The sequence below is a fragment of the Lignipirellula cremea genome, assembly GCF_056501455.1.
In genome coordinates this window covers 2,866,132-2,889,623 of the sequence record NZ_CM151415.1, presented here as the reverse complement: position 1 = coordinate 2,889,623, position 23,492 = coordinate 2,866,132, and the positions used below count along the sequence as shown (strand labels likewise).

The 23,492-nt window shown below is 63.5% G+C and carries 20 protein-coding genes and 1 pseudogene; 9 read left to right on the top strand and 12 right to left on the bottom strand.

Annotation, left to right across the window (positions count from 1 at the left end):
• Positions 1 to 122 precede the first annotated feature (122 nt).
• Together SH602x_RS11325 and SH602x_RS11320 are read left to right on the top strand one after the other, a co-directional pair.
• The gene (locus SH602x_RS11325) at positions 123 to 935 is read left to right on the top strand and encodes a phosphoadenylyl-sulfate reductase (RefSeq protein WP_479476891.1); all 813 of its coding nucleotides are present in this window, start codon (positions 123 to 125) and stop codon (positions 933 to 935) included.
• An 81-nt stretch (positions 936 to 1,016) separates the two neighbouring features.
• Positions 1,017 to 1,439, top strand: coding sequence for an RrF2 family transcriptional regulator (locus tag SH602x_RS11320; protein WP_479476890.1), 423 nt, complete (start codon positions 1,017 to 1,019; stop codon positions 1,437 to 1,439).
• Positions 1,440 to 1,493: 54 nt separating this feature from the next.
• Here the strand turns inward: SH602x_RS11320 and SH602x_RS11315 are convergent, their stop codons facing one another.
• Positions 1,494 to 1,754 (bottom strand): LuxR C-terminal-related transcriptional regulator, encoded by a 261-nt coding sequence (locus SH602x_RS11315; RefSeq protein WP_479476889.1) that lies wholly within the window; start codon positions 1,752 to 1,754, stop codon positions 1,494 to 1,496.
• A gap of 97 nt (positions 1,755 to 1,851) precedes the next feature.
• A pseudogene (locus SH602x_RS11310) lies at positions 1,852 to 2,091 on the bottom strand (response regulator); the annotation flags it as partial.
• 444 nt (positions 2,092 to 2,535) lie between these two features.
• On the opposite strand from SH602x_RS11310, the gene SH602x_RS11305 reads away from it, so the two are divergent.
• Positions 2,536 to 4,101: an ATP-binding response regulator gene (locus SH602x_RS11305; RefSeq protein WP_479476888.1), complete on the top strand. Its 1,566-nt coding sequence runs from the start codon at positions 2,536 to 2,538 to the stop codon at positions 4,099 to 4,101.
• Between the two features lie 16 nt (positions 4,102 to 4,117).
• Here SH602x_RS11305 and ppc read toward each other — a convergent pair whose 3' ends face one another.
• The 3 genes from ppc to SH602x_RS11290 all read right to left on the bottom strand — a co-directional run bounded on the left by ppc (position 4,118) and on the right by SH602x_RS11290 (position 7,867).
• Entirely contained in the window at positions 4,118 to 6,865 is a 2,748-nt protein-coding gene (gene ppc, locus SH602x_RS11300; RefSeq protein ID WP_479476887.1) for a phosphoenolpyruvate carboxylase, read from the bottom strand.
• A gap of 54 nt (positions 6,866 to 6,919) precedes the next feature.
• Positions 6,920 to 7,417 (bottom strand): hypothetical protein, encoded by a 498-nt coding sequence (locus SH602x_RS11295; RefSeq protein WP_479476886.1) that lies wholly within the window; start codon positions 7,415 to 7,417, stop codon positions 6,920 to 6,922.
• A 201-nt stretch (positions 7,418 to 7,618) separates the two neighbouring features.
• Positions 7,619 to 7,867, bottom strand: a complete 249-nt coding sequence (locus tag SH602x_RS11290; protein ID WP_479476885.1) for a hypothetical protein — start codon at positions 7,865 to 7,867, stop codon at positions 7,619 to 7,621.
• Positions 7,868 to 8,317: 450 nt separating this feature from the next.
• Here SH602x_RS11290 and SH602x_RS11285 point away from each other — a divergent pair, with 450 nt between their 5' ends.
• Together SH602x_RS11285 and SH602x_RS11280 are read left to right on the top strand one after the other, a co-directional pair.
• A complete protein-coding gene (locus SH602x_RS11285; RefSeq protein ID WP_479476884.1) occupies positions 8,318 to 8,869 on the top strand; it encodes an RNA polymerase sigma factor in 552 nt (183 codons plus the stop codon).
• Positions 8,862 to 9,617 (top strand): hypothetical protein, encoded by a 756-nt coding sequence (locus SH602x_RS11280; protein WP_479476883.1) that lies wholly within the window; start codon positions 8,862 to 8,864, stop codon positions 9,615 to 9,617. The genes SH602x_RS11285 and SH602x_RS11280 overlap by 8 nt, the downstream gene beginning before the upstream one ends.
• Before the next feature lie 79 nt (positions 9,618 to 9,696).
• On the opposite strand, the gene SH602x_RS11275 is transcribed toward SH602x_RS11280, so the two are convergent.
• Complete coding sequence (locus SH602x_RS11275; RefSeq protein WP_479476882.1) at positions 9,697 to 10,932, bottom strand: hypothetical protein; 1,236 nt, start codon at positions 10,930 to 10,932, stop codon at positions 9,697 to 9,699.
• 496 nt (positions 10,933 to 11,428) lie between these two features.
• On the opposite strand from SH602x_RS11275, the gene SH602x_RS11270 reads away from it, so the two are divergent.
• Positions 11,429 to 12,682 carry a trans-sulfuration enzyme family protein gene (locus SH602x_RS11270; RefSeq protein ID WP_479476881.1) on the top strand — a complete coding sequence of 418 codons (1,254 nt, stop codon included), beginning with the start codon at positions 11,429 to 11,431 and terminating at the stop codon, positions 12,680 to 12,682.
• A 98-nt stretch (positions 12,683 to 12,780) separates the two neighbouring features.
• Here SH602x_RS11270 and SH602x_RS11265 read toward each other — a convergent pair whose 3' ends face one another.
• Positions 12,781 to 16,503, bottom strand: a complete 3,723-nt coding sequence (locus SH602x_RS11265; RefSeq protein WP_479476880.1) for a hypothetical protein — start codon at positions 16,501 to 16,503, stop codon at positions 12,781 to 12,783.
• A 137-nt stretch (positions 16,504 to 16,640) separates the two neighbouring features.
• Between SH602x_RS11265 and SH602x_RS11260 the strand changes: the two genes are divergently transcribed.
• From SH602x_RS11260 to SH602x_RS11250, 3 genes are all read left to right on the top strand, one after another.
• Positions 16,641 to 17,801 carry a trans-sulfuration enzyme family protein gene (locus SH602x_RS11260; protein ID WP_479476879.1) on the top strand — a complete coding sequence of 387 codons (1,161 nt, stop codon included), beginning with the start codon at positions 16,641 to 16,643 and terminating at the stop codon, positions 17,799 to 17,801.
• 116 nt (positions 17,802 to 17,917) lie between these two features.
• Positions 17,918 to 18,655, top strand: coding sequence for a 4'-phosphopantetheinyl transferase family protein (locus tag SH602x_RS11255; protein WP_479476878.1), 738 nt, complete (start codon positions 17,918 to 17,920; stop codon positions 18,653 to 18,655).
• 82 nt (positions 18,656 to 18,737) lie between these two features.
• Entirely contained in the window at positions 18,738 to 19,304 is a 567-nt protein-coding gene (locus tag SH602x_RS11250) for a DJ-1/PfpI family protein (RefSeq protein WP_479476877.1), read from the top strand.
• Positions 19,305 to 19,456: 152 nt separating this feature from the next.
• Here the strand turns inward: SH602x_RS11250 and SH602x_RS11245 are convergent, their stop codons facing one another.
• From SH602x_RS11245 to SH602x_RS11225, 5 genes are all read right to left on the bottom strand, one after another.
• The gene (locus tag SH602x_RS11245) at positions 19,457 to 20,119 is read right to left on the bottom strand and encodes a hypothetical protein (protein WP_479476876.1); all 663 of its coding nucleotides are present in this window, start codon (positions 20,117 to 20,119) and stop codon (positions 19,457 to 19,459) included.
• Positions 20,120 to 20,251: 132 nt separating this feature from the next.
• The gene (locus SH602x_RS11240; RefSeq protein ID WP_479476875.1) at positions 20,252 to 20,689 is read right to left on the bottom strand and encodes a VOC family protein; all 438 of its coding nucleotides are present in this window, start codon (positions 20,687 to 20,689) and stop codon (positions 20,252 to 20,254) included.
• 114 nt (positions 20,690 to 20,803) lie between these two features.
• Entirely contained in the window at positions 20,804 to 21,814 is a 1,011-nt protein-coding gene (ahr, locus tag SH602x_RS11235) for an NADPH-dependent aldehyde reductase Ahr (RefSeq protein WP_479476874.1), read from the bottom strand.
• Between the two features lie 68 nt (positions 21,815 to 21,882).
• Positions 21,883 to 22,398: a hypothetical protein gene (locus SH602x_RS11230; RefSeq protein ID WP_479468352.1), complete on the bottom strand. Its 516-nt coding sequence runs from the start codon at positions 22,396 to 22,398 to the stop codon at positions 21,883 to 21,885.
• A 3-nt stretch (positions 22,399 to 22,401) separates the two neighbouring features.
• Positions 22,402 to 23,400 (bottom strand): sugar phosphate isomerase/epimerase family protein, encoded by a 999-nt coding sequence (locus tag SH602x_RS11225; RefSeq protein WP_479476873.1) that lies wholly within the window; start codon positions 23,398 to 23,400, stop codon positions 22,402 to 22,404.
• Positions 23,401 to 23,492: the final 92 nt, after the last annotated feature.

Genomic DNA, 23,492 nt, shown 5'->3' with positions numbered 1-23,492 from the left:
GGATGGAACCGCCGCATACTTGACTAAATACGTCAAGTTAGTAAGGATTCAAGGCAGCCAGAACGCGCGGTTCGCCGCGGTTCGTGATCAACCACTTTGTTTTCGTTTCCGAGGAAGTCGCCGTGGGCCGCGCTGCAGCCGAACTTTCCTACGATTCGGCCGCCAGCCTTTCGCAGCCGGTCGAGCCGCTCGTCTGGACGGACGAGTTGCGCGACGAGATGGCGGCGAAGAGCGCCGAACTCGAAACGGCGACGGCCCAGGAAATCCTGCGCTGGACGGTCGAACGCTTCGCCCCCCGGTTCACGATGGCGACCGCTTTCGGACCCGAAGGAATGTGCCTGATCCACATGCTGGCCGAGGTCGCTCCTGAAACGCCGATCTTCAATCTCGACACGGGCTATCAGTTCCAGGAGACGCTCGATCTGCGCGAGCGGGTCAAGGAACGCTACGGCATCGAGGTCGAACTGAAGAAGCCGGAACTCGACGTCGTCGCCTACGAAGCCCTGCACGGCGGCCCGCTGTACAAGACCAAAGAAGGATCCGACCGCTGCTGCTTCGATCGCAAGCTTCGCGTTCTGGAGAAGGCGGTCGTCGGCTATCACGCCTGGGCGAGCGCGATCCGCAGGGATCAGAGCCCCGACCGGGCGAAGGCCCCGATCATCGGCTGGGACAAGAAGTTCAGCCTGGTGAAGATCAGCCCGCTCGCGAACTGGAGCAAGGGTCAGGTCTGGAAGTTCATCCTCGACCACGACGTCCCGTACAACCCTCTGCACGACAATGGTTACCCCAGCGTCGGCTGCTGGCCCTGCACGCGGGCCATCCAACTCGGCGAGGACGAACGTGCCGGTCGCTGGAGCGGCACGGCCAAGACCGAGTGCGGGCTGCACTCGCTCGACGAAGGCACGCAGGGAACGGACCCGGCACGCAACGTGTGACGGCCCTCGAACGATCGAAACTCGGCAAGTCGATGACCCGCCGCACGAATCTCTGACGCGACGCCCGGACGACGAATCCCCGTGAATCTCTGCGCGAAAACCGAATACGCCTGTCTGGCGCTGGTGGAACTTGCGAGGCGACATGCCTCGCGAGCGCCGGCGCCGGTGCGCGAAATCGCGGAGGCGCAGCGGATCCCCGAGAAGTTCCTCGTCCAGATCCTGCACCAGTTGAAGAGCGCGGGCCTGGTCATCAGCGCCCGGGGAGCGTCGGGCGGATACCTTCTCGCCCGCGATCCGGAGGAGACGACGCTCGACGAAGTGATCGAGGCGATGGAGGGTCGCCCCGCCTTACGGCAACCGGGCGAGCGTCCGACCCCGGCGATGATCGCACTCTCGGGCGTCTGGCAGGAGATCGACGCCTCGGTCAGCGATCTGCTGCGCGCGACGCCGCTGTCGGAACTCGCCCGCCGGTGCGCGGACGCCGACCCGATGTACTACATCTGAGCGCGACGCCCGAGCAGCGGCGGGCGAGCCAGCGGCGAACAGGCGACGCCACGACTAGGCGTTCTCGGCTTGCAGCGGGTTGACGGTCGCATGCCGAGCGAGGGCCGCGCTGGAAGAGAGTTGCAGCTTCTTCTTGAGCTGCTGCCGGTGATACTCGACGGTCTTCGCGCTTAGCTGAAGCGCGCCGGCGATCTGCTTCACGCTCAGACCGCGTCCGATCATGACGTACACCTCTCGCTCGCGCGGGGTGAGCGTGTCGAGCGGGAAGACTGCCTTTCGCCTCCCCGCGGTCCGCGTGACCATCCGGTCGGTCATCTCCTCGCTGAGGTAGATGCCCCCCCGCGAGCGCCTTCTGGACGGCCGCGACGAGCGTCTCAGCAGGCTGGCCTTTGGCGACGTATCCGGAGGCTCCGGCCTGCAGGCACCGATCGGCGAACAGTTCCTCGTCGTTCACCGACGAAATCAGCGCCCTGACGGCCGGATCCGCTGCCTGCATCTGACGAACCAGCTCGAGCCCGTCGCCATCCTTCAAGCGCAGGTCGATAATCGCGATCTGTGGGTGCAGGTCGCCTGCCAGGCGGAGCGCATCCTGGGGCGTCGCCGCTTCGCCGACCACTCGCCAGCCGGGCTGCTTCTCGATCAGCCGCCGCATGCCGATTCGGTACATCTCGTGATCGTCGACGAGCAGAAAGGTGACTGAGCGGTCGTAGGGTCGTTCCATGGCGTTCATCGGTCCTCCTTTGCGAGCCCCCCAGGAAGCCCGGGTCCGGAAGGTGACGACATCAACCTAAACCGCTGGGCGAGCCGATGGAAACGTTTCCGGGCCTTCTCCGGTGGCAATACCAGTCTTTGCGCTCACGGCCCACGAGCAACCCCGTATTTCTCTTAGGGGGTTCCGGGCGCCGCAGAGCACGCACGGCGCCGCCTGGTGACTCGACATTCGTTCGCAAAAAGTCGAGCCGCGCGATCGGACAGATTCTCGGGCCGGTCCGAACGTTACCGTTCGTGCGAACGCCTAGGATGACGAGGGAGGAGACGACGCGTCGGGAATCGGCAGCGTCTCGATCTGACGGCTACCACGAACGAAGGGACGTCGATGCGTGAAGACGACGAACCCGTCTCGAAATTGAAAGCGATGGCGGTGTACGCGAGGATCGTCGAGCAGTACGCGCCCCCCAGCCTGCTGCTGACGCGGGAGCATGAAGTCGTTCACGCCTCCGAAAACGCCGGCCGCTTCCTTGAGGTTCCGTCGGGCGAAGCCACCAGCGACGTCTTCAAGCTGCTCCGCGAACCGTTACGGGTGGAACTCCGGACTGCGATTCACCTCGCGCGCGAGCACGGCAAGCCGTCCCGATCGCGCCCCGTGACGCTTTCGATCGAAGGAGAACTTCGGCGCGTCGTTTTGCAGGTCCGTCCCGCCATCAGCGCTGAACACTCCGAATTCCTGCTCGTCGTCTTCGATGAATGGGAAATATCGAATGCGTGCGCCGACGGACCGAGCGAGGAGTCCGCGGGCATGGAGCAGCGGGCAACGGATCCGACGTCGGAGCTTCGCGAACGGGAACGCCGTCTCGGCGCGCTCGCGGTCGAGCTTTCGCTGGCCGAGCGACGGGAGCGGCTTCGCCTGGCCCATGTGCTGCACGACGATGCACAGCAGACGCTCATCGCGGCGCAGATGCGCCTGAACCTGATCGAAACCGACCTCCTGGACCAGAGCGCCCGGAAGGATCTCGACGAATCGATCGTCCTGCTGAAGCAGTGTCAGCAGACCCTCCGCACGCTCGCGGGCGAACTGGCGCCTCCCGCGCTGGAAGAACGAGGCCTCACGGCAGCTCTGGAATGGCTCGCCAAGCGGATGCGCGAGCAGCATCGTCTGGAGGTGAGCGTCGATGCCGAGCCCAGGGCGGACGCGATCGCGCCGCTCGTCCGCGATCAGATCTTTCAGATCGTGCGGGAGCTGCTGCTGAACGTCGTGAAACACGCGAAGACTGACCGGGCCGAGGTGCTTCTCGCCCGGGCGGACGAAAAGGTCGTGCTGGAAGTCCGCGATCAGGGATGCGGCTTCGACCCGGTCGCGGCCGAAAGGGCGAAGGGCGACTCGTTCGGCCTGTTTCATGCCCGCGAACGGCTTCGCCACCTGGGCGGCGATCTGGAGATATCCAGCGTCGAGGGAGTCGGCTCCCGTGCGATCGTCCGCGTCCCCGCCTCGCCCGAACTTCCCATCGCCGTTCCCATTGCCGACCGCGCGCCGGAAGCCGACTTCGGCGCCGCCGCGCTGCCGCCGATCGCGGCCGGCGATGTCGTGCGAGTCCTCCTCGCGGAGGATCATCAGACCGTTCGCGAGGGTCTCGCCCGGCTGCTCGAACGCGAACCGCGAATTCGGATCGTCGGCGAAGTGGGCGACGGCGCCGCAATTGTGAACGCCGTGCGCAGGTTACAGCCCCAGGTCGTCGTGATGGACATCAATATGCCCGAGGTGAACGGCATCGAGGCGACCCGTCGGCTCACGGCAGCGTTTCCGGGCCTGCGCGTCATCGGCCTGTCGCTGCACGAGGAATCCGACATGGCCGAAGCGATTCTCGAAGCCGGCGCGGAGGGTTACTTCTCCAAGGGAGGCCCCTCCGCCGATCTGATCGCGGCGATCCTCGCGCCGGCGAAGTAGTCCCGCCCGCGCTCGCCTAACCCGTGGTGCGCATGCCCGCGGCGATTCCCTGGATCGTCATGCGGAGAAGCTCACGAATGGGCTCGATCTCCGCTGGGGTCGCGGAGTCGGGCAACGCGCGGAGGCGCCGGATCCATTCGACCTGCAGGAAGTTCAGCGGGTCGATGATCGGATTGCGAAGCCGGATCGAGCGACGCAGCCAGGGAATCCGCGACAGCAGATCGGTCTGCCGCGTGATCTGCACGATCTGCATCCGGGTCCGGCGGTACTCTTCGCGGACTTGCTCGCCGATCTCGTCGCCGATCTTCTGATCCTCGCACAGTCCTTCGTACAGCCGGGCGATCTCCATGTCCGACTTCACGAGCGCGAGTTCGGCGTTGTCGATCGTTGCGGAGAAGAAGGGCCAGCTTTCGTACATCTCCTCCAGCACGAGCATCTGCCCGCCCTGCTTGATCCACGCCTCGATTCCGTAGCCGAGACCCAGCCACGCGGGAAGCATCTTGCGGCTCTGTGTCCAGGCGAAGGTCCAGGGAATCGCCCGGAGGTCGGAGAGTCCTTTCATTTCCCGACGACGCGAGGGTCGCGACCCGATCGGGAGGTTTTCGATCTCGCTGATCGGCGTCGCTTCGCGGAAGTACTGCAGGAAGCCGGGCTGTTCCACGAAGCGCCGGTAGTAGGCGTACGATTCCGCGGAGATCCGATCGACGGCTTCGACCCACCGCGGATCGAGCTTCGGCGCCGGACTGCCCGTGACGAGCAGCGTCGACCAGGTCACCTGCTCCAGATGGCGGTGCGCGATCGACGGTTCGTCGTAGCGCTCGGCGAGCACTTCGCCCTGTTCGGTGACGCGAATCGCTCCGTCCACGGACTCGGGCGGCAGCGACAGAATCGCACGCGCGGCAGGACCGCCTCCTCGCCCGAGCGCGCCGCCGCGACCATGGAACAACGTCAATCGCACGCCCTGCTCTGCCGCCACGCGGGCGAGATTCTGCTGAGCGACGAACTGGTTGCGGCACGCGGAAAAGTAACCGCCGTCCTTGGTGCTGTCGGAGTACCCGATCATCACCATCTGCCACGGATCGGGCTCGATCGCGAGGTAATCGCGATACTCCGGAATCGTCAGCGTCGCATGAAGCACGTCGCCCGAGTCGTTCAGATCGCGGATCGTCTCGAACAGCGGAACGATCGGCAGATGGGGCAGCGACTCGCCGTTCTTCAGCGATTCCCACGCCGAACGCCAGAGTCGCCAGACGGCCAGGACGTCGCTCGGCGCATGCGTCATGCTGATGACGTGGCCGCCGAACGGTTCCCAACCTTCGCGAGCGACCGTCTGCGCGATCAGCCGGAAGAGCTCGACCGTGTCGCGCGTCACGCCTTCGAGCGCAGCGAGCGCCGCCGCGTCGAAGTCGATCGGCTGCGACAGGAGAACCTTCAGCCGCTCCGCTTCCGAGAGTTCGCGATAGTTCTTGCAGACGCCCAGCAGGCGGTAGATGGCGTCGAGCGCCTCGGTATGAACGAGCGAATCCTGACGCACGTCCAGGCGGACCTGGTAGAAGCCGAAGACTTCCGCCTGGATGCGCCAGTTCGCGAGATGCCCGTCGACGATCCGTTCTCCGCCATGCGCGCGAACGCTGTCGATCAGGCGGTCGAGATCGGCGCGGAACTCGTCGGCGCTCGCGTAGGCTCCTTGGACGACCTCGCGACCGCACTCGCTCTCGGCGGAGCGCAGCAGGCGGAATTCGATCCAGCGGAGATACTTGCGATACGTCTCCGGCTCGCTGATTTCGTCGATCCGGTCGGCGAGTTCGGGAAACGTTCGCAGCGCGCGGTGCAGCGTCGCTCGAACTTCCTCCGACGCCTCCACCTGCCGCGCCGACATCGACAGCGCGCGGGACGCGTCGCGGCAGCGTTCCAGATGCTGGCGAATGCCGGCCTGGCGATAGAGCGTCAGGCTCTTTCGCGTGACGTCGACGGTGACGAACGGATGGCCGTCGCGATCGCCGCCGATCCAGGAGCCGAAGCGCAGAAATCTCTGCAACGGCGGCACGTGCCCCGGGTACTCTTCGGCGACCGAGACCTGCATCTCGCGATAGATCCGCGGAACCATGTCCCACAGCGATCGCGCGAACGAGAGGCCGCGTTCGACCTCCTGCTTCACGGTCGGTCGCTCAGGCCGAAGGATGTCGGTCTGCCAGAGAACGGTCAGGTCCGACAGCATCTGCCGGCGAAGCATCTCCCGCTCGCCGGGAAGGGTGTCGGGATCCATCTGCTGACGCAGGCTCCGCCGCATACGACGCAGGATGGTGCGGATCGTGCGTCGCTTGGCCTCGGTCGGATGGGCGGTGAAGACGAGTTCGATCCGCAGCCGGCGGAGGAGCTTGTCGATGTCCCGCGCGTCCTTGCCGCCCGCCTTCAGAAAGCGAATCGCTTCGCGAATCGATTCGGGGCGGGGTCGGGGGTAGGACTCGCGCTCCCGATCGCGAAGAACGCGGATGCGATGGTTCTCTTCGGCGACGTTCGCCAGGTCGAGAAACACGCCGTACGCCCAGGCGACCGTCTTGGCGTCCTCCCAGGAGGTCGACGCGACGAAGCGTTTCAGATCGTCGTCCGCTCCGGGAAGTCCGCGCCGGCGCGCTTCCGCGAGCGTACGGATGCGGCTGACGACTTCATGCTTTTGCGTCCCCGCCTGCTCTCGAACGACCTCCAGAATCAGGCTCTCGAGATGCTCGAATTCTTCTTCCAGCACAGGCAGGCTCGTAGGCAAGGTAAGCGGGCGATGTAAGTCTCAGGGAATTCGCTGTGTGACGGCGATGAAAGTCTAGTTGTCCGATTCGCCGCTCGGTTTCTCTTCCAGTCCGTCGAAAAGATCGCCGACGGGCGTTCCGCCGGGAAGGACCTGCGGGTCTTCCGCCTCGGCGCTGGGGTCGGTGACCGCTTCCGGAGGATCGGTCGGTTCCCCTTCCGCTCGGGCACGAAGGGAGGCATCCGACAGGGTCGGCCGCAGAAAGTCTTTCGGTCGTTCCAGCGTCACGGCCGGATCGGCATCGTCGCTCGGCGCTTCGGTCGCGACCGCCGGCGAAGCGTTCTCCGGCGCCGTAGCGGAACCGTCGCTCGCTATCGAGGCCGAAGCAGAATCGCTTCCGGGAAGCGCTTCGTCATCTTCAGCGACGTCGACCGTTTCAGTATCGACTTCCGCCGTGGGCGCTCCGGAGTCTGCTGCAGGAGGTTCCGGAGTCGCCGGACATCCAGACAGCGCGATCGCTCCGGAGAGCGTGGCGAGCGACGCGAGTCGACGAGCGAGAAGCGCGTGAGACATAGGTTTCTCCCGTCGGCTGAGCGAGGACGGCGCGAAGCCTCTCGACGTCCGTTCGCCGAGAGCCGCCACTCCGCGAATCTAACCGATCGCCCGCGTGCATGCACGATGGCCGACGCGCCTGGGGCGTCGGCGCACGAAAAACGCCCGCAGGCGCGAATGCGACGCGGGCGTTTTTCGAATCTTCGGCTGTAGCGGATCAGACTACGGGGCCGGGGTTTCTTCGACGACCGGAGCCTCGACGGCGGGCTCGGTCTCGACGGCCGTCGAATCGGTTTCGGTCTCGGTGACCGTGGTCGTTTCGGCTTCGCCCGTGACCGGGTCGGTCATGGTGTCCGACTCGATCGTCGTCGTCGTCGAATCGGTCGTGACGGGGGCCACCGGTTCGGCCGGTTCGCAACCGACGAGAACCGCAGTCAGAACGAACGCCGGCAGGATCAGGAACTTCTTCATAGGAAAACCTTCCAGAGAGTGAACAGGTGACGGGGCAGTATGAGAAGAGAGAGTTCGCTCGCTCCGCAGATATTCCCGAGGGCGGGCGAACTTCCCTCCGACTTTGTCGGATTCTGACGATGAGGCGAACTAAAGCGTGCGTCAGGCGCCCTCCGGTCCGACGCATCAGCCGTCGACGCAGGGATAGAGCGAAGTCGGTGAAGGTTTATTCCCCGAGTGAAGAAAAAAGTTCGGAAGAACGCGAGCCGCCAGAACCTCGCGAGAGAATCGAATAGCGTGAAAGCGGTCCGGTCGGGCTGTGCTGCCACCGGGCGCCGGAAAGATGCCGGACGCCGAAAAGGCGTCGATACCCGCGCGGCCGCAGCGCCCTGCGGATTGTGCTGGTCGTCCGATTTCGAGAAAACGGACGCTGATCGCGGAATATTCCCTGCCTTGGCGGACTCCTCTCCTTTGAGCGACTCTTTTCCTTCGGGCGGTCTCGATCGCGAGACATGGCCGAAATTCCTGGAAGAGACGCACGTCGTCGCATACCGCTATGCCTTTCGGCTGTGCGGGACCGCGGCGGACGCTGAGGATTTGACTCAGGCGGCGTACCTGGCCGCATGGGAACGTCGGGACCAGCTTCGCGACCAGGAGAAGGCCCAGGCCTGGCTCCTGGCGATTTTGCGTCATGCCTTCTTTCGCTCGCGGAAGAAGCGCCAGCGCGAGAAAGGAGACGGCCCGGAGGTCCCTGCGGAAGAAATCGCCGACCGAGGCGCCGGAGCGGAATCCACGGCGGATCGCCTCGACGTGCAGACGACGCTCGCGGATCTGCCGGAAGAGTTTCGTCTTCCCCTGGTTCTGTTTTATTTCGAGAATCTGAGCTACCGCGAGATCGCGGAACAACTGGACGTCCCGGTCGGTACGGTGATGAGCCGTCTGGCACGGGCGAAAGAGCGAATGCGAGGCGCCCTGGAAGGGCCCTCAGTCACCCCGTCCCCGACGCAAGCCAAGCATGGATAGCCGCCCCCCATCGCCGCGACGCGACGACGACCTGCCGGTCGGCGCGGAAGTCCGCGCGCGTTCGGCGGGAGAGCGTGCGTTCGATGATTCCGTGCAGCGAGCGCTGCTCGACGTGGCGATTCCGCAGGGAATGCTCGCGCGGTTGATGACCATTCCCGACGAAGCCCTCGAGCGCGAGTCTCCGACGCCGGTCGCGGCCCCCCGGCCCGTCCAGTCCGGCGGCATCAGTCGTCGCGCCGCGATCTACGGGGGCCTCGCTCTGGCGACCGCTGCGAGCCTGGGGATCGGCGTCTGGCTGCTCGAGCCGGCGACCGACTTCGAGAACTGGAACGAGGAAACCCTTTCGCGAAGGGCCATCGCCTGGACGACCTACCTCGAACAGGAGGAAGGCGCCCACGACGACTGGAAGCCGATCGACGCCGCGCGCACCGAGCGGTCGCTGGGCCAGTGGATCCGTCAGGCTCCGGAAGCGGTCGGCCGATATCGCCTCACCGGCACGCACGATCGACGGTTCGTGGGCGACGTCTATCGCTTCGGTTCGGCACAGCGCTCGGACGCGATGCTGTTCGTCGTGGATGCCGCGACGCTTCCCGGCGACCTGCCGGCCTCGCCTCCGGCCAGTCCCCCCTGGACGTCGGAAGGCTTCGCCATCGGCATGTGGCGCCGCGGGGATAAGCTCTACGTCGTCGCGGTGCGCGGCGACGCCGACGACTACGCGCGCTTGATCCGCCCGCAGAGCGTGGCGTAAGGCTCTGCGTCTGAACCCGTATCGCAAAAGCCTCTATATCGCGGTGGAGTGAGCACGGAATGCCTCCGTTCCGCGCGGATCAGCGACCCGCTTCCTTCGTCTCTCCGCGTGCCTTGCGGCCCTCGGCTTCTTGTGCAGACTCCTCCGCCGGCGCTGCGTCGGCAGCCTCTTTGTCCGCCGGCTTCGCGAAACCTGTCGGCTCCGTGCCGTTCTTGCGGAACGCCTCCAGGGCGGCGAACGACTTCTTCCTCGCTTCCGCATCGAAGAAGCCGATCGTGGAAGAATTGAAGACGACCGTCGGATGAGGGATCGGCTTTCCGAAGCCGAATTCTTCCGGCTGGCGACCGAGCAGTCGGATCGCCACCACGGCGGCCAGATCGCGGATCTGCGTCTCGCGATTGCGACCCTTCTCCTCGTTCTGATGAAGCGTCGCTTCGTCGGCGAAGAAAGGCTCCAGATGGACGATGTCCTTCGCGTCGCCGAATTTTGCCAGGGTCAGCATGGCGTGCTGCGTGACGTGCTCCTGCGGATTCTGTTCATTGTCCAGCGTCTTCCGCGCCAGTTCGACGCCGCGCGGCAGCTCGCATTGCATGGCCCAGTGCAGCCCCATGTAGGCGTCGGGTCCGTACATCTGCACGATGAAGTCGCTCGCCAGTTCTCGTAGCATTTCGCGGGTCTTGCCCGATTCGATTCCGCTGCGGAACGCCTGCTGGTGCCAGAGCGCGTTCATCGCGCTGAAGTGGTACTGCTTCGGCTTGAAGTTCTCGACGTCCGCCGCGAGCAGGAAGGCCGCCGCCGTGCCGAGCTTCAGCGTCTGCCCCGCGTTCAGTTCGAACTGCACGTCGGCCAGACGTTGGTCGAAGACGGGCTCCAGGGCCTCGACCCCCTCCGCGGCGACGGCGAGAAGCTCGCGCTCTTCCCGCGTCATTTCGACGAACAGTTTCCGAATCGGAAGGTCGTCGCCGAAGCGCGCCCGAACTGCCGACCACATGGGCAGTTCCTGTCCGTCGGGACTCGGCTGGCCGTTCTCGAACGCCTGCAATCGCAGGACGAAGTCCTTTTCTGCCAGGATCGCGAGGATGCGCAGGCAGCGGTAACGGACCTCCCGGTCGGTCGACTTCACGCCGGCGTCAAGCGAAGCCTTCGCGTCCAGACCGAGCGCGAGCAGTCGTTCGCTCGCGACCTCGCGTTCGTTGAAGTCGGGCGATCCCAGCGCCTGCACCAGCTCGTCCGGAGTCGGATCGGCGGCGACGCTCGCCTGGGCGAAGAGGGTTCCGCAGACGATCGCCGCGATCGCAATGACGGCTCGCTTCATCGACGGAAGACTCCCCGGACGATTCGATCGGATTTCCAGCCGCGGGAAACCTCCGCCCTGTCGAGCAGGCGGGGGATCCGCTTTACGCCCTATTCTAAGGCCCCGAACGGCCTTGGCGAACGGTTTCCTGCGACTGCGGCCAAGATCGGGGCGCTTCGCGGGGCGGGCCCGAATATCAGGGGACCCCGGCGAACTCGATCCTGCGGATTGCGAAGCGGATCGTTTCCAGTAAGATGGAGGACGCCTGAATCGTCCCGCGGACTGCGCGGGCGCGACAAGGGATTTGCGGCCGCTTGCAGCCTTCGATCTGCTAAAGAGCCACCGCTTTCGCCTCGCTGGCGAACGTTCGACGTCGCGCGACGCAGGTCGCACCCGTCCGTTCGATCCAGACGCACGAGGCGACTCCGGTCGATTCCGCAGCGCGAGAGCTTTCCGGGAGAGCGCCATCCTCCCGACGCCGCGACTCCCTGCGAATCCAGCAACCGGAGCGCTTTCGATGTCTGCCGATACGACCCCCTCTCTCGGTCCCGCGACCCCCGGTCAGCCGAACTCGTCTCGCGGCCGGTCGACCCCGTCGCACGGTCCTTCGACGATCGCCGTGCATGCAGGCGAGGCGCGTCAGAAGTTCGCCGATTCGATCACCGATCCGATCATCTGCGCGTCGACCTACACGTTCACGAACACGCAGTCGATCATCGACTTCATCGAGCAGGATCAGCCTCGCGAAGAGTACGGACGCTACGGCAACCCGGGCGAGAAGGTCGTCGAGCGGAAGCTCGCCGCGCTCGAAGGGGGCGAGATGGCCGTCCTCTATTCGTCCGGGATGGCGGCGATCGTCGGCCTGCTGATGGCCAAGCTCAATCAGGGAGACGAAATCGTCTTCTTCGACGAGTGCTACCATCGCAGCCGGGAGTTCTGCCTGAAGCATCTTTCCCGCTTCGGCGTCGTCACTCGTCAGGCGAAAACGGGCGACTACGACGCGATGGAGGCCGCCATCGGTCCGAAGACGCGGATGCTGGTCAGCGAGTCGCCGACCAACCCGCACCTGTCGTGCATCGACCTCGAACGCTTCGCCGACATCGGAAAGCGTCGCGGGGTGGAGACGCTGATCGACGCGACGCTGGCGACGCCCTACAACCTGCGCCCGCTGGAGCATGGCGTCGACTACGTCCTGCACAGCGCGACCAAGTACCTGGGCGGCCACAACGATCTGCTCGCGGGCGTGATCATCGGCTCGAAAGAAAAGCTCGACGCCGTGATGAAGCTTCGCGGCATCCTGGGCGCGATCAACTCGCCGCATAACATTTACCTGCTCGAACGGGGGCTGAAAACGTTCGAGCTCCGGATGGACCGCCACAACGCCAACGGCCTCGCGGTCGCGGAGTTCCTCGCCGCGCATCCGAAGGTCGAGAAGGTTTACTACCCGGGCCTGCCCGATCATCCCTATCACGACGTCGCCCGCGCGACGATGCGCGGCTTCGGCGGACTCGTGACGTTCCTGGTGAAGGACGCCGACTGGCGTCAGACGGCGAACGTGGTCGATTCGACGCAGATCTTCCGCATCGCCCCGAGCCTGGGGGGCGTCGAGTCCCTGATCGAGCAGCCGCTGGTGATGAGCTACTACAAGCAGACGCCCGAGGATCGCAAACGCTTCGGCATTCCCGACAACATGATCCGCCTGGCCTGCGGCATCGAGAACAGCGAAGACCTGATCGCCGATCTCGACCGGGCGCTCGAGGCGGCACGGTAGATTCATAATGAACCGGACTGTCAACCGACCGGAGGTCGATCAGCATCTTACCTTCCGGGAGGAGGCTATAGAGCAACTTCGCAAGTGTTAAGTAGCGATCACATTCTTTCGTCTTCTTCGTCCCACTGCTGAGTCGCTCGCCACTCCACCTCTGCATCCCTAATTTCAGATGCTGCCCAGTCTCGCACGCGTTTCAAGGAATGATTGAGCAGGGGCGACATCTGACGGCGCGTTGCTTCTAGCGTCTCGGCAGACGGACTGCTCCATTCAAAGTAGTGTCGCCCAGCTAGAAACCATTCAAATGCGGTCTGGTCCTCATCGTAGTGAGTGAAAAACCATTCTGTTACTGGAGGAAGTGCGACTTCGCCCTCATCTGTTACCGAAGGGCTGGTGATATGCCGGACCAGCCAGCGAAGGTGCTCGGAACCGTGGCGCTCGATCCAACTCGAGATAACACTTACCCCTAGTGCATCCGCCAGTCCGGGAAGCTTAATGATCCCAAGATACGGACGTCGCTTCGGAGTCAAAATAATTCCCCCCAGAACTTCCATAACTCCACCGGGGTCGCTGGTTGCTGCCTTAATCAGCGCAGACTCCGGGTGCTGAAGTCTCCAAAGCGAGTCATCTGGATTCGTAAGCCCACCGAGGACGATTTCGGCAATTTGGCGGGGGAATATATCGCTGATCAGTTCCGCAACGCGGATCCAAGTATGTCCCTGCCTACGCGACCGCGAAGGGATTGGACTAGAAAGCAGTCGTAACGCGGCGTCGGCCAAAGTTGAATCGTCGATCGACTTATCTGAGTGAGACCATATCGAAATAAGGTCTAAACCAGTCTGTGCGGCGTCCGGATCGCCTTCGGCGTTACGTTGGAGGCATTCCTCTATTGCTCGGAGCCGATGCTGCGAAGCCAGCGTTGATACCCAATCGCCGGCGGCAAGTCGCCGTAGGTATCCGGTTCCGGATTGCCCCAACGCCGGGAGGAACCGCAGCAATCGCTCAAAGCCTCGGGATGATACATCTGCTGCTAGAGTCGCCTGAACCGCCACCTCCGCGCGTTCAGGCCCTAGTTTGTCAAGCACTGATGCCCAGCTGCTCGAAAGCTGGCCTTCCCTCACAGCGGAGCCGCTCAGATACCCAACTACATACGGCCTTGCCCGATCTTCTGCTATCCACTCGCTAACCACCGACTCCAGTCGCGATTTAGAGTCCATCCGACCCATCCAGAATCCAAGCGAATCCGACGACTTGGACTCTGGCGACTGAAACCATTCGGCAAGATCCGAGACGACATCGAGATGGCTATTCAGTTCTTCAGCGAGGAGTTCATACGGCCTGGCCCTGTCTTCTTGGGTATAAACTGACCAGTAATCACGTGCCGTCAAGTCGAGTACTTTGGTATGCAGGTCATCCGGCGCAAGCTCCTTTAGCCACGCTTGAACGTCTTCTGGCGCTGTGCCGCGACGGCGACCAAAGGGCGCCTTCTCTTCGTCGAATGAAGTCCGGAGCTCCTCAAGTTGACCGACTAAACGTCGCCGGAGTTGGGCAACGGGTTTCGTAGAGAATAGGACGCTACGGACCTCGTTCAAGAGCCCCAGATCGGCGAACGCAGCTAGATTGGACACGATGGCATCGAGAGATGCCGCACGCATCTCGCCCGACATATCCAATGTGGCCGCGAGTAACCGGCGTCCCGCCCCCACGCGTAGTTTTGCCAGTTCGACTGAACTGCTAGGGCTCCAGATCGAGGGCACCACACGACCGCCGACGACGCGTGGTGGCAATGGAAGCCCTACGAGCGGAGGTCGGATGCAGTCAAGGACCGCGCCTAGCAGGAGTGCCAACTGACTGGCGTCCGCCCGCCCCAGTCGCTTCATGAGCAGTTCAAAGCGCTCGCGAAAGGGGGTTTCAGTGCCAGCAAGAATAGGCCAGAAAAGACTCCTCCAAACGACAGTACTATTATTGCCAATTCCTCGTTCCGTTTCGTTCAGTGCGAACTGAAAAAGAATTGCCTCGCAATCGTGGAAATGCTCATAGAAGCTGGCAAGGTTTTGGCAGAGCCAGACAAGCTGCCTCCGGCCCCGCCAGCCACCGCCCTCGGGCTCTCCGTCCAATGCCATAAGCGTTCTTGCATCAGCTTTGTTCACTTCGCCTTTTAGCCATTGGAGGCCACGGCTCGGATCGAACTCCGCCCAAGCTTGAAACAGTCGTGACGCCTCGCGACTAGTGAGTCCCAGCAGGCCATAAGGCTTCAAGATTTCAAGAAACGTCTCGCCCACGCGGGCTGAAACCTCCTCTCTAACATCCGCGCTGCAATCCTGGCAGCGTTCCAGAAATTTGCGAGACTGACGAGGTGATAGGCCGCTGAAAAACGTTTCCAGTCGATCTCGGATGCGAGGCCAGACCCGCGTTTCAAAAAGCCATACTGCAAGTGCTCTTGGCGTGGCTTCAAAAAAGTGAAGCGTCGCGATGCCGAGGCCGCATGCAGTTGCGCTATGAGCAGCTTCTCGTAGCCGTTCCGCAGAGCGCTCGAAGTGCGTCGCAAGGAATGCAACTTCGCCATCCACTACGCCAGACATGCCTATATCGAGCGTCGAAGTAAGTACTTCGTAGTGATCGCGGAATGCGGCAGGATCGCCAACGTGAGCGGCGAATAGTTTCATTAATCGCTTCCAAACACCATCTGCATCGACGACTGGCGCATCCCGGAACTCAGGAATCGTCAGTGCTGCTTTAACGAGCAACAGCGCCAGCCGAAGATCGTGGCCCGATCTCGCAGCAATGCTCGCACGAACTGTCTCTCCTAACCCCGGGCCAGCCTCGTTCACCACTGCGCGAACGCCCGTCTCCTCCTCCGGCTCGGCTAAGATCAAAATGTCCCTGCCCACCGTCCTAGACTGACGAACCGCAGGGCCGATGGTTACAATTCGTACTCTCTCGGCAAACTCCCTGACTCTGCTAGCGATTGCGTCGATTTCATGAAGAGGGGTTTCGTCGATTACAAGCTGAACCTGTCGATCTTCGTCTTCGAGGTATCGGTATAATTCGCGTGTAACCTGCTCGAAGCTCGGGACATAGAATATCCCTCGCAGCTCTGCCGTCTTCTGGCACGCCTCTAATGCTGTGCGAGTCTTTCCTATTCCCGATAATCCGGCAATGTGTAGGACGTTATTCTCGTCTTTACTAAGCAGATGGTCTTGAATGCGTTTTGCAATAAGGCCCCTTCCTCCAAATTCAACCCATGTCTCTGTCAGCGTTAGCTCTCGTTTCCATTCCCGAAGTGTAATTATTTCCCTCAGATCTGAGGCAAGCGAAGGAATGTGAAGCGGAATGAGATTTGGGTGACGGTTGATTTCAGCTTGAAGTTGTTCGAGCCAGCAAAAATAGATGAGGTCGCGGCTGACGTGGAGTTGATCTGCCACTTCGTTTGCTTTGCTTCGCAGTTCATCTCTCTTTACATGGCTGGCCGGGTTGACTGCGCACCACACATACGCACGGCCAGCCACTAAGTGCTCAATGACTCTTGGATGAGTGGTAATCTCGCTTTGCAGCGATGAGGCCGAGAGGCCATCGTCTCCGGACTTCAACGACCAGATTGATGGCTGCCGTGGGATGAAGGTCTCAGCCTCTACAGAACTGCCGACAGCGATAACGATATCTCGGCCGCCGTCGCCTACGTTGGTTCTGTAATCCCACTCGATGCTATTGGTCGAAACTCCGCACCTACGTCCAACTGCGCGAAGCAAGTCAAAGGCAAGTGCCTCGAATCGTGTTCCTTCACCTTTGAAATGAGTTGCTAGGTCCTTGACGTCGATTCGCATTCCGACTCCTGTGTTACTCGCGGGCGAAAAGCGACTGCGAGTGCGTCTGAGGCAGTTACTTGACCTGTGCGCGGCACGAGCTGCCGGTCATCGTCCGGCACTGTAGCCGATTTTCGGGTAGGTCTTCTACGTCTCCAATGAAATTCCGCACGCGAGCCATCCACGTCGGACAAGAGCCCGATCCGCTGACGGGGGCGGTCGTGCCTCCCGTTCATTTCGCCTCGACCTTCGTGCAGAAGGGAGCCGGCGAGTGGGGGGCGTACGACTATTCCCGCAGCGGCAACCCGACGAGGCGAAACTTCGAGACGACGCTCGCGAACCTCGAGGGCGCCAGCTTCGAGTCCGGCGGCGGAGCGCTCGCGTTCGCCTCCGGCATGGCGGCCATCCACTGCGTGACGATGCTGCTTTCGTCGGGCGACGAGATCGTCGCGGGATCCGACATCTACGGCGGCGCCTACCGCCTGCTGCATAAGATTTGCAACCGCTCGGGCATCGGGGTCAAGCTGGTCGATACGACCGACCCCGCGCGCCTGGAAGCGGCGCTGACCGACCGGACGAAGCTCGTCTGGCTGGAATCGCCGGGTAACCCGCTGTTGTCGATCACCGATCTGGCCGCCTGTGCGAAGATCGCCCATGCTCGCGGCGCCCTCGTCGGAACGGACAGCACCTTCGCGACGCCCGTGCTGACGCGGCCGCTGGAACTGGGCCTCGACATCGTGATGCACTCCAGCACCAAATACCTGGGCGGTCACAGCGATGTTCTCGGCGGGGCGCTGGTCGTCAAGAATAAGGAACTGTTCGACCGGCTCTACTACGTGCAGAACGCGACCGGCGCCGTGCAGGGGCCGATGGAATGCTTCCTGCTCTCGCGGGGACTGAAGACCCTCGACCTGCGCGTACGAGAGCATTGCCGCATCGCTCAGGAGATCGCGGAGTTCCTCGCCGCGCATCCCCGCGTCACGAAGGTGAACTATCCCGGTCTGCCGGGGCATCCGGGGCACGACGTCGCCAGACGCCAGATGGACGGCGGATTCGGCGCCATGATCAGTTTCGAAGCCGACGGCGACCTCGCGAGGACGAAGCGGCTGGTGGCGAGCACGAAACTGTTCGCCCTCGCGGTGAGCCTGGGCGCGGTGGAATCGCTGATCGAACAGCCGGCCACGATGTCGCACGCCAGCTACGATCCCGCCGACCGCCAGAAGCACGGCATCTCCGACAGTCTGGTGCGACTCTCCGTGGGACTGGAAGACGTCGACGACCTGAAGGAAGATCTCGATCAGGCGCTGCGAAACGCGTGATCGTCGTGAGCTTTCCTGAGCGGGGGATGTTAATCCCCCGAGGCCGGATCGACAGCAGCGCCGAAACCTCGGGGGGTTTACACCCCCCGCTCAGAAAAACGTCCGCCGTAGCCCTCATGCACCTTTCTCCCTCTGACGTCCACCTCTGGCGAATCCGGCTCGACCAGCCGGAAGAGGTGCATCGTCGGCTGAGCGACTGGTTAGACGACGACGAACGGGAGAGAGTCGGTCGCTTCCGCTTCGAGGATCGGCAGCGGGTCGCCTGCGTCAGCCGGGGCGCGCTGCGGGAGATCCTGGCGACTTATCTGAACGATCCGCCCGAGATGCTGAGGTTCGGCGTCAACGTTCACGGCAAGCCCTTCCTGACGGAACGACACGCCGGCCTTAGGTTCAACCTGTCCCACTCCCGGGAATGGGCGCTGGTCGGCGTGACGCTCGAAGCGGAGATCGGCGTCGACATCGAGGCCATCTCGGAGAAACGTCGTACTGAGCAGTTGGCGGGGCGATACTTCTCGCGGGCGGAACAGGCGGAGTACGGCAGCCTGTCGGACGATCTGCGTCTGCTGGCGTTCTATTGCGGGTGGACGCGGAAAGAGGCCTACATCAAGGCCCGCGGCCGAGGACTGTCGCTGCCGCTCGATTCGTTCGACGTGACGCTCGATCCGAAGGGCGAAGCCCGGCTCTGCCGCGCGGCCGACGACGCCGACTTCGCGCGTTGGCGACTGCGAGGTCTTCCCGCTCCCGAAGGCTTCGTCGCCGCCGCGATCGTCGAAGGCGAGAAGACGCAATGGGCGATGGGCGAGTGGAGCCCGTGCGGCACGAACGACGCCTCGTCGCTGGAGAATCTGTCGTAGGACGCTGCTCAATAGAATAGAACGTGCACAATTCCTCGGGGGACTTTCGTCCCCCGCTCAGGCTTCTCAGATACGACGGTACATGAAAAAGATCCTCCTCCCGCTCGGCGACGCGACCGAGGCGCTCGATACGTTTTATCCCTACTTTCGTTTGAAGGAGGCAGGGTTCGACGCCGTCGTCGCGGGCCCGGAAGCGCGGCTGTATCACACGGTGCTGCACGAGATCCCGCCCGACTCGTCGATTCCGTGGGACATTACGCAGGAGCGCCCCGGCTACTTCATCAAGGCGACGGTCGCCTTTCGCGACGTGAACATCGACGAGTACGCCGGGCTCTTCATCTCGGGCGGTCGAGCGCCGGAGTACCTGCGGTACGACCAGCATCTGCTCGAACTGGTCCGCGCCGCGGCGAAGAAGAACCTGCCGATCGCGTGCGTCTGTCACGGCGTCGAAATCCTGACCGCCGCCGGCGTCATCGCGGGACGCACGGCCACGACGGTGGCCAAGTGCAAGCTCGACGTCGAGCAGGGGGGCGCGACCTACGTCGATCGCGAGTCCGTCGTCGACGGCCCGTTCGTCTTCGCCCGCACCTGGCACGACAACGCGCCGCTGATGCGGGAGTTTCTGAAGATGCTGGGAGCGACGGCTTAAGTCGGCGCATCCTGAGCGGGGGACGAATCTCCGTAGGGTGGGCCTTGGCCCACCGTGTGAGAACGCCGGAGAGCGGCGAGTGGTTGCGAGGCCGCTTCGTCGGCGCTGTTGGAGCGGAAGGTAGGCCAAGGCCCACCCTACGAAGCTTCGCTTCACCCCAGCGTTTCGCGCGCCTGGGTCGCGATCTTGCGGAGCACGTCCTTGAACAGCGGGACGAGCGCCTGGACGTCGGCGACCAGCTTCGCATGCCGGTTCGCGCGATCCTCGCGCGTCGAACCTTTCCGCAGCGCCTGTCCGATCTCCTGCATCGAATTGGCGACGGCCACTTCGCGGTCGTGAATCTGGACGAAGCTGCCCAGAAACTGGGGGGCATAGATCCCCATCAGCATGAAGATGCGGTTCTTCGTTTCCGTCGGCAGAGCCTCGGGGAGCGTCGCGTCGGCCCAGCCGAATTCGTTGTTGGCGAGCCAGTCGACCTTTCGCGGGAGCGACAGGTACCAGTCGAATCGACGGTCGAGCAGCGTGTAGAGTTCTTCCATCTTCTCGCGACGGATGCGTCCTGAATCCTGCAGCCACTGATGCCGCGACTGCATCCACGACGACAGGGCGCCAGCCAACGCGCCGGCGACTGTACCGCCGAGCGCGAACAGGCCGTTGACCCACGTTCCGATCTCGCCGTCGCGGCCCGTCGCTCCGTTGCGAGCCACGTTCCACCAGGGACCGTCCGCGTTCGCGGCCGGCGCGGCGTCGCCGCCTCCGACGAGAAGCATCCGCACGACGATGACCAGGGCCACCGCCGCCGCGCCGACGCCCATCCAGCCGAGGATCGATCGCGGCAGCAGGCGTTCGGAGATCCATCTTCCCGCGATCGTCTTCCTTGAACTGTCACATCTGGCGGGGCGCCCGATTCCACAACCCGGCCTGGATCGATCTCACATCTTCCGATCTCACATCGCCGGGACGTTCCACGGATCGTAGGTGCCGAAGCTCCAGACGTGTCCCTCCAGGTCGCGGCACATGAAACCGCGACCGCCGTACCCTTCGTCCTTGATCGGCTGCAGGATCTCGCCGCCCGCCTGGATGACCCGGGAATAGACCTCGTCCGCGTCGGCGACGATCACGTAGGGCGCCTGCGTCTCGCAGCCGTCGATGTCGCTGGGATGCTTCATCAGGCGACCGAAGGGTCCCTCGCGGTTGTCGCCGAGCATGACCATCCCGGCGCCGAACGTCAGTTCCGCGTGCATGACGCCGCCCGCGTCGTTCTTGTAGACCGCCTTCCGCTCGAAGCCGAAGACGTCGCAGAGCCAGTCGATCGCCTTCGACGCGTCCCGGTAGTAGAGGCACGGAATGATCGTCGCGTTCGTCGTCACGTGGCGGTCGTTCATAGCGAATCTCTTCGAACTATCTGAGCGGGGGACGAAAGTCCCCCGAGTCTTTCGGCGCGGCGATTCGGTTCGACCTCGGGGGACTTTCGTCCCCCGCTGAGGTCAAAGCAGCCGTTACTTGAAGTCATTCTCCAGCACGATGCGATAGCGGGCCTTGCCGCTCTTGAGGCGATCGAAGGCGGCGTTGATCTCCGACATCGGAAAGCGTTCCACGATCGGCTGCACGCCGTGACGGCCCGCCATTTCGAGCATCCTGGCGACGGGCACGGGGCTGCCGGTAGGCGAGGCGCCGATTGACTTTTCGCCCCCGATCAAGGGGAAGACGGTCGCCTTGATCGACTCCGCCGCTCCGACCAGATGCAGCCTGCCTCCCGGAGCCAGAGCCGCGATGTAGGCGTCCCAGTCGAGATCGACGTTGACCGTCACGAGAATCATGTCGAACCGACCGGCGACCGAGGCCAAAGCCTTCGGATCCCGCGTTGCCAGGAAGTGATGCGCCCCCAGTTCACGAGCCTCGGCTTCCTTGTCGGGGCTGGTCGAGAAGGCGGTCACTTCGCAACCCCACGCCTTCGCGAAGGCGATGGCCATATGCCCCAGCCCGCCGATGCCGACGACGGCGACCCGCGCGGTCGGACTGACCTGGTTGATCATCAGCGGATTGAAGACCGTGATCCCGCCGCAGAACAGCGGTCCTGCCGTCGAGGGATCGACCCCCTCGGGCAGCGACACGGCCCAGACCGACTGGCAGCGGACCTTCTCCGCGAAGCCGCCATGCCGATGGACGATCGTGCCGACGGTCGACGGACACCGAACCTGGTTGCCCGACAGGCACTGTTCGCAGTGCAGGCAGCTTCGCGAGTTCCACCCGAGCCCGACCTGCTGGCCGACGCTCAGGTGCGTGACGTTCGGGCCCACGGCGCCGATTCGCCCCACCACCTCATGTCCCGGCACGAAGGGATAGGCGCTGATCCCCCAGTCGTTCTGGAGCATGGAGAGATCGCTATGGCAGAGCCCGCACCACTCCACGTCGATCTCGACGTCGTCGTGGGCCAGTTCGCCCGGCTCATATTCGAACGGTTCCAGCGTTCCGCCCTTGGAATGGGCGGCGTAGGCACGGATGGTCATGGCGCTTTCTGCTCTCAGTTCCTTGAGGTCTCAGAGTCGTTCCGAGAGGGAATCGTGAAGTCGCGCCGTCAGAGCCTCGCGAGGTCGGCGTAACGTTTTGCCGGCGTTGTAACTGCGAAGCGATCGGTCTCGACGTCCGAAAACAAACCGACGTTATACGTCGTGGCATCGAACGACCAGTGGCCGGTGTCGTAGTCAACGTAGCGTCCATTCGCTCGCAATTCTGCCCATTCGCCGTCGGCGATTCGGACGCCCCCGACGAACGGAACGGGGCGGCTCCGAACAGCAGCGTTGTAACCTCTTCGGAGATGCTTCGCCTCGAGTTTGCCGTCGACAATCCTCAGCGCGAGTTCGTTGTCCCGCCAGTCTACGAGCGACGAGAACCGCTCGACGATTTCGAATCGCGCGAAATCCTTCGCTTCGTCGAAATCGACTCGATGCAGCGTGACCGGCGCCGCGAACGCTTCCAGCGGAAGCGTGAGTTGACGCGGAAGCGCGTTGCGGATGCGCGCTGCCTCGCCGCCGCGAGACGCCTTCGTCCAACTGCAACGAACTCGCTGGATAATGAAGCGAGGAGCGTTCATGAATCAACTCTGCGGAAACGCCTCCCGCAGCATCGCGAGGCTCTTGGGGACCGCGGTGCGATAGTCTTCCTTCCCTTCGAATTCCAGCGAGACCCAGCCGCGATAGTCCGCGTCGGCGAGGATCTTCGCGATGCGGGGATAGTCGAGGTCGAGCGTGTACCACGTTCCGCCGCCGTAGTAGGTCTTCGCCTGCACGAAGCAGGCGCGCGGCGCGATCTTCACCAGTTCGTCGTACGGGTCTTCCAGGAAGTTGCCCGTGTCAAGCAGGACCTGCAGCCAGGGCGAGTCGATGGCGTCGACGATCCGCAGGATGGCCTCCGGCGTCCGGCTGAGCCCCCAGTGATTCTCGAGCGCCAGGACGACGCCCCGGCTCTCGGCATGCTTGACGCACTCCGCGAGCGAATCGATCGCCCACTTGAAGGCGTCCTCGTCCGTTTTCCCTTCGGGCGTCGGTTCGACGCCGCGCGCGGCCATCAGTTCGTCGAACGTCTTCGTCGTCCCCCAGCGGCCGGTATTCACGCGGATCGTCGGGATCCCCATCTCGTAGGCCTGGTCGACGCACAGGTTCGTATGTTCGACGTTCTTCTTCCGCTCCTCCGGATCTTCCTTGATGAAGCCCTGATGGGTCGACATGCCACAGAGGGGCAGGCCATTTTCGAGCGACAGCCGCTTGAGCTTCCGCAGGTGAGCCGGCTCGTACGATTCCATCTGGACGTGCAGGATTTCCAGGCCGTCGAAGCCCCACTCCGCCGCCAGCGGAATGCACTCCTCGATCGGCATCTTCAGGCCGTCCTGAAACCGCCAGATCGAATACGTCGACAGGCAGATCGGATTCCGCGCCTTCCCGAGCGCGGGGCTTGAGTCCCCCGAATCTTCTTGAGCGTTCGTCGTCGAAGTGCCGAATCCGCCCGTCAGCGCCGCCCCGGCCAGGGCGAGAGAAGTTCCGAGAAAGCCGCGGCGGTTCGTTCCGCGTGCAAAATTATCCGAGGGGGCGCTTGTCACGGGAAAACCTCTCTTCCGGGGGAGTCAGCGGCAGCGAATCAGAAGGCGCGAACCGGGGAGCGAGGGAGAGAGTCCCCATCGGCGACGAACGG

Coding starts and splice junctions, on each gene's coding strand:
- SH602x_RS11315 (WP_479476889.1), bottom strand. CDS start 1,754: ATGACCGACCGGATGGTCACGCGGACCGCGGGGAGGCGAAAGGCAGTC.
- SH602x_RS11305 (WP_479476888.1), top strand. CDS start 2,536: ATGCGTGAAGACGACGAACCCGTCTCGAAATTGAAAGCGATGGCGGTG.
- SH602x_RS11295 (WP_479476886.1), bottom strand. CDS start 7,417: ATGTCTCACGCGCTTCTCGCTCGTCGACTCGCGTCGCTCGCCACGCTC.
- SH602x_RS11290 (WP_479476885.1), bottom strand. CDS start 7,867: ATGAAGAAGTTCCTGATCCTGCCGGCGTTCGTTCTGACTGCGGTTCTC.
- SH602x_RS11280 (WP_479476883.1), top strand. CDS start 8,862: ATGGATAGCCGCCCCCCATCGCCGCGACGCGACGACGACCTGCCGGTC.
- SH602x_RS11275 (WP_479476882.1), bottom strand. CDS start 10,932: ATGAAGCGAGCCGTCATTGCGATCGCGGCGATCGTCTGCGGAACCCTC.
- SH602x_RS11270 (WP_479476881.1), top strand. CDS start 11,429: ATGTCTGCCGATACGACCCCCTCTCTCGGTCCCGCGACCCCCGGTCAG.
- SH602x_RS11265 (WP_479476880.1), bottom strand. CDS start 16,503: ATGCGAATCGACGTCAAGGACCTAGCAACTCATTTCAAAGGTGAAGGA.
- SH602x_RS11260 (WP_479476879.1), top strand. CDS start 16,641: ATGAAATTCCGCACGCGAGCCATCCACGTCGGACAAGAGCCCGATCCG.
- SH602x_RS11255 (WP_479476878.1), top strand. CDS start 17,918: ATGCACCTTTCTCCCTCTGACGTCCACCTCTGGCGAATCCGGCTCGAC.
- SH602x_RS11250 (WP_479476877.1), top strand. CDS start 18,738: ATGAAAAAGATCCTCCTCCCGCTCGGCGACGCGACCGAGGCGCTCGAT.
- SH602x_RS11245 (WP_479476876.1), bottom strand. CDS start 20,119: ATGGGCGTCGGCGCGGCGGCGGTGGCCCTGGTCATCGTCGTGCGGATG.
- SH602x_RS11240 (WP_479476875.1), bottom strand. CDS start 20,689: ATGAACGACCGCCACGTGACGACGAACGCGACGATCATTCCGTGCCTC.
- ahr (WP_479476874.1), bottom strand. CDS start 21,814: ATGACCATCCGTGCCTACGCCGCCCATTCCAAGGGCGGAACGCTGGAA.
- SH602x_RS11230 (WP_479468352.1), bottom strand. CDS start 22,398: ATGAACGCTCCTCGCTTCATTATCCAGCGAGTTCGTTGCAGTTGGACG.